This is a genomic window from Hydrogenivirga caldilitoris, from assembly GCF_003664005.1.
Lineage (GTDB): Bacteria > Aquificota > Aquificia > Aquificales > Aquificaceae > Hydrogenivirga > Hydrogenivirga caldilitoris.
Genome location: NZ_RCCJ01000001.1, coordinates 1310903 through 1323937, shown reverse-complemented (window position 1 = coordinate 1323937; position 13035 = coordinate 1310903). Strand labels below are relative to the sequence as shown.

Sequence of the window (13035 nt, the reverse complement as noted above, 5' to 3'; positions counted from 1 at the left end):
TTACTCCTCTTGAAGCTTAATAACTATGAACTCAACCCTTCTGTTGGTTAGTCTACCTATCTTGTCCTCGTTGCTCGCTATAAATCTTTCCTTTCCAAAACCGACGACCTCAATCTTGTCTTCAGGTATGCCGTTCTCAAGCAAGTAACTCTTGACTGCCTCAGCTCTCTTTCTTGCCAGCTTCTCGTTGTACTCTTTCGTTCCTATTATGTCAGTAAAGCCTTCTATCCTTACCTTTATAAACTCATTTTCCTTCAGGGTTTTGACAACTTCGTTGAGTATAGGTATGTACTCTCTCCTTATGTTGTACTTATCAAAATCAAAGTGGATTCTTGCCGTTATCTTCAGCGGTTCCTCAATTATCTGGGGTTCTTTCTTCTCTTCAGGCTTCTTCTCCTCCTCCTTTGCTACGGTTTCCTCCTTGGGTTTCTCCTCCACCGGAGGGGGTGGTGTAACAACCTTCCTAACGCCTGTGTAACACTCAAGTTCGTTCTCCATAGCTACCTTAAGTTTACTCTCGGCTATCTTGCTCTCTGTGCTGACCTCATTGTAGAACTTCAGTATAAGGGCTGAGTTTGGCTCCTCTTTGCCCAGCTCGTAAAGGAGAGCATCGTAAAAGGCTTCAGCCCTGCCAAGCTCTCGGGGCGAGCAGCTCACACCCCGGTTTTCTCTAAGGAACTCTATCCTGTTCTTGATGTCGTTTATATCAACAAGCTGAAAAACGTCCTTTTTCTCCTCGGTGATTTTTGGAACAGTGTCAACAGGTGTCAGCTCTTCTTTGCCACTGAAAGCTGCACTTATAGCTTTAGAAGCGTAGTTCATAGTACGTATAGCAAAAACCCTTGAACCCACATCGTCAGCTTCTGATGCCAGTACGGAGGCTACCTCCTTGTATCCTCTGGTCTTTGAGTACAGGTAGGGGGCTTTATCCTTTGCTCCAACGTTGTAGGCTTTTATCACAGCCCTCTGGGCTTCGTCTATTCCTTGGGTAACTCTGAAGGAAAAGGCTACACTTACAAGCAGGGCTATAGCCGTGACCACCTTTAACATACCTATCCCTCCCGTCATGATTATACTATACGGCACGGGGGCTTAAGAGTTTAAAAAAAAGGAAAAGGGGGTGAGGGGAGCCTTATTACAGGAACATGTCTCTCCAAAGACCCCTTGCCCATTCGTAGTATCTCTTTGCGGTGGATACCTTCCATGTGTTGTCTTCCCTGAGGATCTTCTGTATCTCCCGTGTCTCCACGTTGTATTTGTACTCTACTTCCATGACTATTGCGGACTTGAGGTTCACCATTGCATAGCAAATTCCGTGCTGTATAAGCTCACCCCTGTATTCCTTGCCCTTTATTCTTCCACCTATTATCTTGGCTACCACTTTAGCCTCAGAGTTTGCTGCGTATCCGCTCTTTGGCAGGTAGGTTTCACAGGAATCCCCTATGACAAAGACGTTCTTGAACTCTGTCTCGTAAGTCATCGGATCAACCGAAACCCACCTGTCGCCTTTTCCGAGAAGACCCACTTCTTTCAGGAAACGGGGAGCCCTCATAGGTGGTATTAGGGAGCCAAAATCAAAGACGAATTCACCCTTGTCGGTTATAACCTTTTTTTTCCCCACGTCTATATCTTTAACCGTTGCCCCAGTAATGTAGGTGGCTGTTCCCCTGTAAAAGTCTTCGTAGGCTTTCATAAAGCCATCGCTCAGCACAGGTGGATGTTCATTGGCGTCTATGAAGTACATGTGAGCTTTAAGTCCGTTCTCCTTTATGTAACTAAGTAGCATCGCAGCTCTCTCGTAGGGTGCTGGGGGACAGCGGTAGGGCATCTTTGGGACCGTTATGACTACGTTCTCACCCTCAAACTCCTCTATCAGTCTTCTCAGGTAAAGGTGCTCTGAACCTGGACTGAAGGCTGCAGGAAAGTGCCAGAGTGCTTCCTTATAGAAGGGGTAGTTTTCCGTATCGTACTCTATCCCTGTGGATAGGACCAGGTAGTTGTAATCTATGTAACCTCTTGATGTAAACACCTTCCTCTTGGTTAGGTCTATATCAACTACAAGGTCGTTTATAACCTTGACCCCGTACTTTGTGTAAAGTTTATTGTAGGGAAAACAAAGCTGTCCATAGTCTATCAAACCAACGAGATAATGATTGCTCAGGGGGCAGGATACGAAGAGCTGGTTCTTTTCTATGAGAACAACCTCAGCTTCAGGATTCTCTTTCTTTATATACTTTGCCGCTGTGACCCCTCCGTAACCGCCACCGACCACAACGACCCTCTTGCCCCTTGGTTCGGAAAGCAGGGAGGTTTTGCTCTTGGCTACAACAGTGGGAACTCCCGTCATGGCTAAAGCGATAGCCGAGCCTGTTATGAACCCTCTCCTGCTAACACCTGATGACTTCTTTTGCATACTCATTCACCTCTATAACTTCGCACTTATCAACGAGCTGCTTAGCTTTCCTTGAAGAGCCATAACGTTCTCTGAGGTCTGGTTTGAAGGCATCAAAGAAGTCCTCATAGAGTTCCTTGCCAAGTGTACCAACCGCGTACAGCTTCCCATCCTCGTAACTCAGGACTATGGCTGTGAGGGGGAATGGAGCCGGTCCGTCTATAACCCTGCCGCCCTGGGAGGGGTCAAAGACCGATAGGTGGGCACAGCACTGAATAATACCTCCCTTTTTGACTATCTTGGAGGGTATGTTTTCTGGATAGTAATTTATGAAGGAGAATTCTGGCGTAGGGTAGCTGAGCTGATGAGGGCATATGGCACAGTAAGCGACGATGCTTTTCCGGGGTCCCACACCCCCCTGCCATGTATAACTTGTACCGTTTGAGAGTTTAACCTCCGTAGGGGGAACCTCTTTGCCAAGATTCGCAAGCACGCACGGGGTTGACCTGTAAGGATAAAAGAATATGTACTGCTTTGCAGGGTCTATATCTTCCGGTTTCAAAGGCGTTCCATCCTTTTTGAGCAAAACAGCCTTCTTGTAAGGTTTAAGTTCAAGCTCCTGAGCTTTTAAAGAGCTAAGAAAAAAGGAGGGGGAAGCAAGGGAAGCGGCGGCAACGGCAGTGCACGTCTTTATGAATCCCCTCCTGTCCATTTCCTCCTCCGCTCAGCTGAACATGTCCCTGTACATAGCCTTAGCCCATTCTAGATAAGCCTTCCAGTTTGCCTCCGTTGGGTTGTTGTCCATCTTGACGTTATGGAAGGCAAACTCGTTCTTTTTAGGGTCATATTTGTAGGTCAGGTCCACCCATACCGCCTTACCCTTATCAACACCTGAGTAACATAGGGTTCTGGGGGGTTTGTAGTCCATGCTCTTTCCGTGGGCAAGTTTAACTATGAGGTCAGCGACTATGTGAGCTTCAGAGTTTGCCGTATTTCCACTCTTGGAGAAGGGCTGGTTCCTTGCGTCTCCGGTACAGAATATCCTCTCATCTGCCTGAGCCATATACCAAGGCCATCTGAGGGCAGGCCACCTATCTCCCTTGGGAACTAAACCTGCCTTGTAAACCAGGGGTGCAGACTTGCATCTCGGGTAAAGGTTCAGGTCTGTGAAGTCAAAGTCTCCGAGGCTTGTAACTATCCTCTTCTTTCCAAAATCAACCTCCTTTATGTCTGTCTGGGGATAGTACTCTATGTAACCCTTTACGTACTCATTCCAAGCTTTATGAAAGCCTTCTGCCTTTACAGGAGGGTCATTGTGCGGGTCTAAGAGTATAACCTTTCCGGGTATGTTATTTTGCTTGAAGTACCATGCTATCAGGGTGGCTCTCTCATAAGGACCAGGTATACATCTGTAATCAATACCAGGCGGGACGGTTATAACGAAGTTTCCTTCTTCAAAGTCCCTGATCTTCTTCTTTAATTGGAAATGCTCCTCTCCGGGTTTAAAGGCAGCCGGGTACCTTTTCATAGCTATCTCTATATCTTTGGGGTCAGTTCCTACCCACTGGGAATAGTCATAGTCTATACCTGTTGCGAGAACAAGGTAGTCATAGTGGAGCTTCCCCAAGCTCGTGTAGACAACCCTCTTTTTCCTATCTATATCGTGAACCTCAGCATTTACAAAATGGTAGCCGTACTTGTCAGCGGCTTTGAGGTGATCGTGAATCAAGAACTCCAAGTCAACCAGATCAACGAGCCAGAGGTTGCTAACTGGACAGGACATGAAAACGTTGTTCTTCTCTATGAGAACCACGTCAATGTTTGGGTCGTTCTTCTTTATGTACTTAGCCAGCGTTGACCCGGACCAACCACCACCGACTATAACTACCCTTGGCGAGCCCTTTGATGGTTTGGGAAGGTTGAGTGTATCTGTCGTTTTAGCGAAGGTGAAGTTAAAAGCCCCGCCCGTTGCAGCGAGTGCCACTCCAACTCCTGTAGCCTTTAATAGGTCCCTCCTGCTTACACTCATCTCAAACACCCCCTTTAGAGTTTTTCTCTTCATTTTATGCAAGTATCATGCCAATTTAAAAACCCTTGTTTATCAAAAACTTAAACAAAAAAACCTCCCTTGTGGTAGTGTCAAAATTGACACTGCCGGAGCCATTTCTGACATCTTTTCCATAAATGTAGTTGGGCATAAATTAAGTCCGATGGATTTCTCCATTTTTGACCACTTTGAAGAAGAGGTGGTGGTTATAGACAAGAACTACAGGATAGTGTACGCAAACAGGAAGTATGCCGAGGATATGGGTTATTCAGACCCTGAGGAGATAATAGGAGACTTCTGTTACACCGTTTCCCATCACCAGGATCAGCCCTGTGAAGGGGAGTGCCATCCTTGTCCCCTCAGGGAAATAGAAAAAACGGGCAAGTCAGTGAACGTTGTTCACACCCACTATACCCACGACGACCGGGAGGTTCCCGTTGAGATATGCGCCTTCCCTATAGAAAACGGGGAGAAGATAGTCCAGATAATCAGGGATATAAGGAGCGATAAAAAGAAGTACTACCTCTTCAGCCTGTCCCAGAAACTCAGCTCTGTAGGATTCCTCGCTCTTGGTATAGCCCATCAATTGAGTACGCCCCTTGGAACTATACTTCTGGCGTTAGAGGACCTGGAGGAGAAGCTTGGGGCAAGCGATGAGACCGAACTTATAAGGAATGCGGTCAATACTTGCAAGGATTACGTTGATAAGCTCCTGTTCCTTGTCAAGAGAAGTTCAAACCGGGACCTTGTAAATATAACCAAATCCGTTTCCGATGCTGTTGACCTTTTAAAGGTGTACGCCAAGGAAAAGGGCGTATCTTTGGAGTTTGAGCTTGAGGAGGTAGGCTACTTCCTGGCTAACGAGACCGATATAAGACATCTGGTTTTAAATCTTGTCCTGAACGCTATACAAGCTTCCCCTGAAGGGGAGAAGGTTCACGTGAGGCTTTACAGGGAGGAGGGTAGATGGATACTGGAGGTTGCGGACCATGGACCTGGAATAGACCAGGAAGAGCTGAGCAAGATATTCATACCCTTCTACCAGGGCAAAAACAAGAAGGAAGGGTCGGGTTTGGGGCTTGCTATCGTTGACAGCATAGTTAGGGAGTACGGTGGTTCAATTGATGTCAAGAGCACTCCAGGGGAGGGGTCTACCTTCAAGGTCTCCGTTCCTATCCCTCAGCTCCTTGAGTTTCCTGAAAACGGTTCGCCTGCTACACCCTAAGACCTCTGCAACCCTCTCAGCACTTCCGAGCTTCCGATATAAATAGCTCACATAGAAGAGTTCAAGGTCTCTTAAAGTGGGCATCTTGGAGAATAGGTCTTCAAGGCAGGCTTCCTCCTCCGATATAGATGGAAGGCATAAGCTATCGTCTACGTAGTCTCCTTTAGAAAGTAAAGAAGCCCTCTCTATAGTATTCTTAAGCTCCCTTACATTTCCAGGCCAGTCATAGCCCATAAGGAGTTTTATTCCCTTTTCCCCAATTTTCTTTTTAAACCTCTTTAGAAAGAGCTGGGCGAGCATAGGTATGTCTTCCTTCCTTTCTCTTAGAGGTGGTATCTCCACCTCCATACTGTTTAACCTGTAAAGGAGGTCACTCCTGAACTCGCCTTTTTGGACCATCTCCTTCAGATTCCTGTTGGTTGCAGCCACTATCCGAACGTTCACACCTATCTCCTTGAGTCCACCGACCCTTCTGAATTTCCTCGTTTCAACGAACCTGAGGAGCTTCGCCTGAACAGGTAGAGGTACCTCTCCTATCTCATCTAAAAAGAGTGTTCCACCGTCTGCGATCTCTACGAGTCCCACCTTTCTTTGAACCGCACCGGTGTAAGCTCCCTTTTCGTGTCCGAAGAGCTCACTTTCAAAAAGATGCTCTGGTATAGCGCTGCAGTCCACGACTATAAAAGGCTTATCTCTCCTGTCCGATACCCTGTGGATGTAACGGGCTATGACCTCCTTTCCTGTTCCAGTTTCACCCCTGAGCAGTATATTTATATCGCTGCGCGCCGCATTCTCTATAATCTCCAAGACCTGTCTGAAGATGGGGCTTCTTGTCTCAAAGGTTATATCATGCTCCTTTTCAAATAGGAAACTTCTCAGAGTCCTGTTTTCCTCCTCAAGCTGCTTCTCTCTTATCGCTCTGTTTATGCTAACCTCAAGGATATCAAAACTGAAAGGCTTCTGTATGAAATCGGATGCACCTGCCCTCATAGCTTCAACTGCCGTGTTTACATCTCCGTACCCCGTAACCACTATAAACTTTGTGTTGGTGTGGGGGGATAACTCCCTGATAAGCTCAAGCCCGCTCATATCGGTCAGCTTTATATCAACGAGAGCTATCTCATAATTGTTCTCCTTAAGGAGTTTTTCAGCCTCTTCCCCGCTCCTTGTGGAGTCTACCCTGAAACCCTTCTGCCTTAGCTTCTTAGTGAGAAGCCTGTTAAGGCTTTCATCGTCTTCAATTACCAGGATGCTCACTTCCATGAGTGTCAATTTTGTCACATTTCACAGCACTGTCAATTAGAAATGCTTTCCTGCATTAAAATAAGACTTATGGAGAATTTTGTACTTGATACAAGCGTCTTCACCAACCCGGATGTTTACGAAACCTTCGGAGAGAGAGACCAGCTTGGGGCAATAGAAAACTTTATACACCTCGCCATTCACTCGGGGGCTAAATTTTACATGCCCTCCTCGGTTTACGATGAGATGTTAAAGATGCTTGACCTTGGACCTCTGTCTGCAGAGTTTGAGATGGTTGTGAGGATACGCTCTCCGAGGAAGTACGATATAAGGATACCCAGCGAAGTTCTCTACGAGCTTATAGAGGAAGTAAGGCATAGGATAAACAAGGGGCTGAGGATAGCCGAAGAGCATACCAAGGAAGCGGGGAAAATAACTGAAGCCGATGTGGGTAAGGTTATAAATAAGCTCAGGGAAAAGTACAGAGACGCTTTAAGGCAGGGAATAATAGACAGCAGGGAGGATGTGGATGTGCTCCTCCTCGCTTACGAGCTTGACGGCACGGTGGTTACGGCGGATGAAGGTCTGAGAAGGTGGGCTGACAAGGTGGGTATAAAGCTTATAAATCCAAGGAACTTCAGGGGAATCCTTGAAAGTTTAATCAAACACAAGACCTCCGCTTAGTAGGTGTCCAAGTAACCCTGTCATATTCAGGAATACCTTGTCAAAGGTGAGAACCCAGAACTCCCCTTCTTGTTTCAACTCCCTTTCTATAACCTGTATATGCTTTGATGTTCTATGTAATAGCTCCATAAGCGCTACAGCGTTGTCCTTGTTCCTAAACTTACACCTGAAAGTTCTGTAAACTTTGTGTTCCTTTTTAAACTGCTCTATGGCATCAAAGAGCCCGTCTATGAAAGCCCTGCCCAGCTCTTCGTACAGATGTTCCGTCCTGTTTATGCCTTCCTCTTCCATGAAGAGGACAAGCCTTAAAATCCTGTTTGTATAGTACTCAGGAGGGAGCTGGAGCATGTTCTTGGTGGTTACCTTTATGTCGTTGAGATTTGCGTAACTGGTTATATATTTTGCCCTCCTGTTTTCTTCTGAATCCTCCTTGAAAACTACACCCTCTCTCTTTTCCTTGTTGAGTTTTAGTAATAGCTCTTTGAGTTTCTCTGTATCACCGCTGGTAAACCTCCCAAAAACCTCTACTCCGGGTAAGGAATACCTCTCCAAGAGCGAGAGTTTTTCCTCCTGTTTTAGGAAAGTCTGCTGGTTTTTCTTCATTACGTCAAAGACGAAGAACTTTATGTCTTCCCTTATGAAGGGTGGACTTTCTTCTATGTACGGATTGTCAGGACCTGCCACCTCTGCACAGAGTATGAGGTCAGGGTTCTCTTCAAAGAACTTTAGGTCTATAAAATCGCCCACCCTATCTGTAGTAAAGGGACATAGGTAACCTCCCCTGGAGAGGGCTATAACCCTGTCTCTTACCTTGAATATCCTGACGTTATACCCGTCAACCTTCTCTTCAACCCAGAAGGGGTTTTTGAAGTGTTCCTTTAGACCCTTTTCAAGCATGAATATCCTTCCTATGTGGGGATAACCCCATATTATCGTGTCCTGAAATACAGCTGTCCCACGGGGTATATCCTTATAGTCGTCAGAAAAGCGTAAATACTCAAAGCCAAGGAAAGATTCGGATCTCGCCTTTCTTTGCTTTATAGCTTCCCTGACGAGGCTAACGTCAATCACCTATATGAGGATAGCACAAAGTTTACGTCAGCTTTATTATTGTCAGCCTTCCTTTGGCATCACTCGCTTATCAATGAATACCAGAGCATAAGACCATCGTGACTCCCAAGGATGTCCTCCGAAGCTCTCTCTGGGTGGGGCATCATACCAAATACGTTCCCCTCCTTATTCATGACCCCGGCTATATTGGAAACGGAGCCGTTCGGGTTCGCAGATTCCGTCGGTTTTCCTTCCGTATCAACGTATCTGAAAAGGATCTGTCCTCTTTCTTCCATTTCTTTCAGCTCAGCTTCACTCACGTAATATCTTCCGTCATGGTGGGCTATGGGAATTCTCAGCACATCACCCCTATCAAATTCCCTTGTAAAGGGGGTTTCCCCATTCTCAACCCTGAGAAACACGTCTTTGCATATAAAACGCATATTAAGATTTGGAAGCAGAGCTCCAGGAAGGAGATGAAGCTCTGTGAGTATCTGAAAACCGTTACATATGCCTATAACGAACTTACCCCTCTGGGCTGATTCGTAAACCGCTTCCGCGAGGGGCGTTTTCGCAGCTAAAGCCCCTGGTCTCAGATAGTCGCCGAAGGAAAAGCCTCCAGGTAGAATTATGCAGTCATACCTTGATAGGTCCTTCTCGTTGTAAAACACGAATTCAACGTCCCTCTCAAGCACATCCCTTATGACGTAGTAGGTATCGTAGTCGCAGTTTGAACCCGGAAAGACACATACGGCGAATTTCATTAGAGTTCCTCTATCTCGTAGTCCTCTATCAATGGGTTTATTATGAACTTCTCAACTATGCTTTTTACATCTTCCCCTTTAGGAACCTCCATCTCTACGAGTTTACCAACCCTCACGTGCTGAGCGTTGAAACCGTTGTCTCTTAGCATTTCTTCTACGGCTCTCCCCTGCGGGTCAAGAAGACCCTCTTTAGGTTTTATCAGAATCCTCACTCTCTTCATAACTTTTCCTCTCAGATTTTATAACTATCCTGCGGATTTCATCATCCTCTTCAAGTCTCCAACGCTCTTTTTCAAGTCTGTCCCTCTTGGAGAGGGGAACCTCATCAACCTTTATCCTGTCATAAAAGGCTTTGCCGAGTTTAGTTGTTATGAGAACTTCCAGCTCATCTTTTATGGGTAGTATATCAACAAGCCTCTCTCTCGCGGAACCGATGACGTTTATACCTTTTACTCCCCTGTTTCTTACACTTATCTCCTGCTGGTATATCCTCTTTACCTTTCCGTCGGAGGTTACCACTATCAGGAAAGGTTCCTCTTCCTTTACTATCCTCGTCCCAACTACTTCATCGTTTTCCTCAACCTTTATGCCTTGTGCGCCCTTGGTTCCCGCGGTTACCGCTGGTATCTCCCTCACGCTGAAACGGGCAACCTTACCCCTCTTTGTAAAGAGAAGTATGTCGCTCTTGTCAATGGATTGGGATATGCTGACAACCTCATCATCGTCGGAGAGCTTTATTATCTTCATTCCTTGGGCTTTGTACTCAAACTCCACAAGGGGAATCTTCTTTATCATCCCATTTCTGGTGGCTAGGAGGAGTCTGTCTGCAAACTGTTCCCTTATGAAGGCTCCAACTATGTACTCTTCGGACTCCTTAAAGTTGACCTTACTCCCCTGAAGAGCCTGGGAGCCGGCTAGCCAGTAAACCCTCCCCTTATTGGATACCAGGAAGAGACCTTCTGTAAAGGGCACGTCAAGAATGTCAACTACCGGAGCTTCTCCCTCGGGCATGTTCTCTATGGGTGTAACCTTACCATTTTCAAGTATGGCAACCACAAGCGAACCCTCTTCTATCTCCTCCTCAACTCCCTCTATGTAGGTTCTCCTCGGATCGCCATACTTTTTCACGAGGGATTCGGTTTCCTCAATGAATATCTTGATTCTCTCCTCTTCGCTCCCAATAACCTTCTTGTAGTACTCTATCTTCTGGAGTAGCTCCGCTTCTTCTTGCCTGAGCTTATCCCTCTCAAGGGACGTGAGTCTGTGGAGTCTCAGGTCAAGGACAGCTTGTGCCTGTCTCTCTGTAAGCCCAAAGCGAGCCTGAAGCATATCCCTGGCTTCTGCTACGTCCTTTGATTTCCTTATGCCATCAATAACCTCATCAAGACTGTTGAGGGCTATAAGGAGTCCCTGAACAACGTGAAGCCTGTCTTGAGCTTTTGTGAGAAAAAAGAGTGTTCTCCTGAGTATCACATCTAACCTGTGTTTGAGGAACTCCCTGAGAAGCTCTTTTATACCTACGAGCTTGGGCTCTCCATTTATGAGAACAACAAGGTTCACCGGAAAACCTTTTCTAAGCTGGGTGTATTTGAAGAGTTTTTTGAGTACCTTTTCACCCTTTGCCTCCCTCTTCAACTCTATAACTATCCTCACCCCGTCCTTGTCCGATTCGTCTCTTATATCCGAAATTTCCTTGAGCCTTCCACTTCTAACGTTGTCTGCTATCTTCTTTATAAGCTCGGCTTTGTTGACCTGATAGGGTATCTCTGAGACAACTATCTGCTCCTTTCCTCCGGGTACCTTCTCAACGTGAGCTTTAGCTTTTACCTGGACTATCCCCCTACCAGTTTCATATATATCAATCAGCTCTTTAGCGTTTTCTATAACTCCGCCCGTTGGGAAGTCCGGACCTTTCACTATCTGAAGTAAGTCTCCAGTGGTCAGGTTTGGATTTTTGGCAAGCTCTATCAGAGCCTTTCCAACCTCCCTTAAGTTGTGGGGTGGTATGGAGGTGGCGAGCCCCACAGCTATTCCGGCTGTTCCATTGCACAGGAGATTGGGAAACTTGGAGGGCAGGACCGTAGGTTCGGTAAGGGACTCATCAAAGTTCGGTATGAAATCTACCGTCTCCTTTTCAATGTCTTCAAGCATCTCCACCGCTATCTTGGAGAGCTTTGCTTCTGTATATCGCATTTGAGCCGGAGGGTCACCGTCCACGGACCCGTAATTCCCTTGACCTATCACGAGAGGATACCTCATAGAAAAGTCCTGAGCCATCCTCACTAACGCATCGTAAACCGCCTGATCTCCGTGGGGGTGAAATTTTCCAAGGACCTCACCGACCACCCTCGCACTCTTCTTAAAGGGCTTTTCAGGGGTAAGCCCCATCTCGTGCATGGCGTATAGTATCCTTCTCTGAACGGGCTTTAATCCGTCCCTGACATCGGGGATTGCCCTCCCCACTATGACAGACATCGCGTAGTCTATATAAGACTGCTTTACCTCCTCTTCTATAGGGACTTCAATGATTTCCATTTGACCTTATTATACCACAGCCTCAATGGTTCCTTCTTCCCTTGAGACTCTAAAAACCCCTTCTCCGAGAAACCTTTCACACACCCAAAGGTTAGTCTCCAGATGCCCTGTGAACATCGGAACTTTTACCTTACCGCCTGCGAGCCCAATCCAAGGAATTAAATGGTCTGCAAGGTGTCTATCCACTGTAGCTTCCTTGCTCCAATCCTCCCATAGTTTTTGAGCGCATTCCTGACCTACTAATTCTGCAAGTTTACCTTTTTCACCAAGGCTATCGGCACCCATTGTATTCCCTTCCGTATCCTCCAACCATAAGGTTACACTCGTTCCAATAGATAAACTTCTTACATACTGTCTGTAAACCTCCGGTTTTTGCATGCCTATCCCTTCCAAGAACTCAACGGCTCCCTGAGCCTGTCTTTCAGCTACCCTTCTCTCTCTGAGCCTTTCTTCAGCTATAGAAAGGAGGTGGATTTTTTTAACCAGACCCTGCTTTTCTTTAAAAAGGTTGAGCTTCCCTTTTAAAAATTCCCTCAGAGATTTTAAATTCCCAACCTCTCTGAGAACCGCACCCTCGGCGGTGAGTTTTATGATACCGCCGCCTGCAGGATAGTACCCACGTCTGAGAACCTCTATTCTTGCAAGCTTCGCGACGGAGCTAATCTGAGGAAGGTAAACGAATCTCACCCAGTCTATCGTTGGACTCATAGGAACTTCAGTTCCCCCTATAGCTTCAATTTCAACCTTTCCTGGTGTCAATAGGGAAAGGGGAAGTACGGTCTGTAGGAAGAGGCTTATAGAACCCGCACTCCCGAAGTCAACGTGGTAGTAACCAGGCTTCAGCTCTCCAGGTATATAGGTTAACTCTAAAGAACCGAGTCTGTCTCCCTCTGCCTTGGCGCAAGCAAACTTTTTGAGGAGTTTTACTATGTGCAGATGCTGTCTCTTCAGTCCGGGTTTTTCCCTTTTTACCCGTACATTTTTTATCCTTACAGGGATTTTTAGAAGGGTGCTCAGGAACAGAGCTGTTCTTACTATCTGACCTCCACCTTCCCCGTAAGAGCCATCAAGCTCCAGCATCGGCTAAAATTCTAAC

At 46.4% G+C, this 13035-nt stretch carries 12 protein-coding genes; 2 read left to right on the top strand and 10 right to left on the bottom strand.

Features of this window, described 5'->3' with window-relative positions; genetic code table 11:
- From BCF55_RS07190 to BCF55_RS07175, 4 genes are all read right to left on the bottom strand, one after another.
- Complete coding sequence (locus tag BCF55_RS07190) at positions 1-1050, bottom strand: OmpA family protein (RefSeq protein WP_121012083.1); 1050 nt, start codon at positions 1048-1050, stop codon at positions 1-3.
- An 85-nt stretch (positions 1051-1135) separates the two neighbouring features.
- Positions 1136-2413, bottom strand: coding sequence for an NAD(P)/FAD-dependent oxidoreductase (locus BCF55_RS07185; protein ID WP_121012081.1), 1278 nt, complete (start codon positions 2411-2413; stop codon positions 1136-1138).
- Positions 2388-3104, bottom strand: a complete 717-nt coding sequence (locus BCF55_RS07180) for a twin-arginine translocation signal domain-containing protein (protein ID WP_121012078.1) — start codon at positions 3102-3104, stop codon at positions 2388-2390. Before BCF55_RS07180 ends, BCF55_RS07185 begins: the two co-directional genes overlap by 26 nt.
- 12 nt (positions 3105-3116) lie before the next feature.
- Positions 3117-4454 (bottom strand): FAD-dependent oxidoreductase, encoded by a 1338-nt coding sequence (locus BCF55_RS07175; RefSeq protein ID WP_245960414.1) that lies wholly within the window; start codon positions 4452-4454, stop codon positions 3117-3119.
- Positions 4455-4602: 148 nt separating this feature from the next.
- Between BCF55_RS07175 and BCF55_RS07170 the strand changes: the two genes are divergently transcribed.
- Positions 4603-5664: a two-component system sensor histidine kinase NtrB gene (locus BCF55_RS07170; RefSeq protein ID WP_121012075.1), complete on the top strand. Its 1062-nt coding sequence runs from the start codon at positions 4603-4605 to the stop codon at positions 5662-5664.
- Here the strand turns inward: BCF55_RS07170 and BCF55_RS07165 are convergent.
- Positions 5557-6927: a sigma-54-dependent transcriptional regulator gene (locus BCF55_RS07165; RefSeq protein WP_170144767.1), complete on the bottom strand. Its 1371-nt coding sequence runs from the start codon at positions 6925-6927 to the stop codon at positions 5557-5559. The genes BCF55_RS07170 and BCF55_RS07165 overlap by 108 nt on opposite strands.
- 69 nt (positions 6928-6996) lie before the next feature.
- Between BCF55_RS07165 and BCF55_RS07160 the strand changes: the two genes are divergently transcribed.
- Positions 6997-7590 carry an RNA ligase partner protein gene (locus tag BCF55_RS07160; protein ID WP_121013172.1) on the top strand — a complete coding sequence of 198 codons (594 nt, stop codon included), beginning with the start codon at positions 6997-6999 and terminating at the stop codon, positions 7588-7590.
- Here the strand turns inward: BCF55_RS07160 and BCF55_RS07155 are convergent.
- From BCF55_RS07155 to rtcA, 5 genes are read right to left on the bottom strand one after another with little or no spacing between them, the layout of a single operon-like run.
- Entirely contained in the window at positions 7564-8661 is a 1098-nt protein-coding gene (locus BCF55_RS07155; RefSeq protein ID WP_121012072.1) for an RNA ligase, read from the bottom strand. The genes BCF55_RS07160 and BCF55_RS07155 overlap by 27 nt on opposite strands.
- Before the next feature lie 59 nt (positions 8662-8720).
- Positions 8721-9404 (bottom strand): phosphoribosylformylglycinamidine synthase I, encoded by a 684-nt coding sequence (gene purQ / locus BCF55_RS07150; protein ID WP_121012069.1) that lies wholly within the window; start codon positions 9402-9404, stop codon positions 8721-8723.
- On the bottom strand, positions 9404-9625 hold the full coding sequence (gene purS / locus BCF55_RS07145; protein ID WP_121012066.1) for a phosphoribosylformylglycinamidine synthase subunit PurS: 222 nt from the start codon (positions 9623-9625) through the stop codon (positions 9404-9406). The genes purQ and purS overlap by 1 nt, the downstream gene beginning before the upstream one ends.
- Entirely contained in the window at positions 9594-11939 is a 2346-nt protein-coding gene (locus BCF55_RS07140) for a DNA gyrase/topoisomerase IV subunit A (protein ID WP_121012063.1), read from the bottom strand. The genes purS and BCF55_RS07140 overlap by 32 nt, the downstream gene beginning before the upstream one ends.
- Positions 11940-11948: 9 nt before the next feature.
- Positions 11949-13019 carry an RNA 3'-terminal phosphate cyclase gene (rtcA, locus tag BCF55_RS07135; protein WP_121012060.1) on the bottom strand — a complete coding sequence of 357 codons (1071 nt, stop codon included), beginning with the start codon at positions 13017-13019 and terminating at the stop codon, positions 11949-11951.
- Between the last annotated feature and the right edge of the window lie 16 nt (positions 13020-13035).

Excerpts from the sequence above, each read along its gene's own strand:
- BCF55_RS07190 (WP_121012083.1), bottom strand. The coding sequence starts at position 1,050 with ATGTTAAAGGTGGTCACGGCTATAGCCCTGCTTGTAAGTGTAGCCTTT.
- BCF55_RS07185 (WP_121012081.1), bottom strand. The coding sequence starts at position 2,413 with ATGCAAAAGAAGTCATCAGGTGTTAGCAGGAGAGGGTTCATAACAGGC.
- BCF55_RS07180 (WP_121012078.1), bottom strand. The coding sequence starts at position 3,104 with ATGGACAGGAGGGGATTCATAAAGACGTGCACTGCCGTTGCCGCCGCT.
- BCF55_RS07175 (WP_245960414.1), bottom strand. The coding sequence starts at position 4,454 with ATGAAGAGAAAAACTCTAAAGGGGGTGTTTGAGATGAGTGTAAGCAGG.
- BCF55_RS07170 (WP_121012075.1), top strand. The coding sequence starts at position 4,603 with ATGGATTTCTCCATTTTTGACCACTTTGAAGAAGAGGTGGTGGTTATA.
- BCF55_RS07165 (WP_170144767.1), bottom strand. The coding sequence starts at position 6,927 with ATGGAAGTGAGCATCCTGGTAATTGAAGACGATGAAAGCCTTAACAGG.
- BCF55_RS07160 (WP_121013172.1), top strand. The coding sequence starts at position 6,997 with ATGGAGAATTTTGTACTTGATACAAGCGTCTTCACCAACCCGGATGTT.
- purQ (WP_121012069.1), bottom strand. The coding sequence starts at position 9,404 with ATGAAATTCGCCGTATGTGTCTTTCCGGGTTCAAACTGCGACTACGAT.
- purS (WP_121012066.1), bottom strand. The coding sequence starts at position 9,625 with ATGAAGAGAGTGAGGATTCTGATAAAACCTAAAGAGGGTCTTCTTGAC.
- BCF55_RS07140 (WP_121012063.1), bottom strand. The coding sequence starts at position 11,939 with ATGGAAATCATTGAAGTCCCTATAGAAGAGGAGGTAAAGCAGTCTTAT.
- rtcA (WP_121012060.1), bottom strand. The coding sequence starts at position 13,019 with ATGCTGGAGCTTGATGGCTCTTACGGGGAAGGTGGAGGTCAGATAGTA.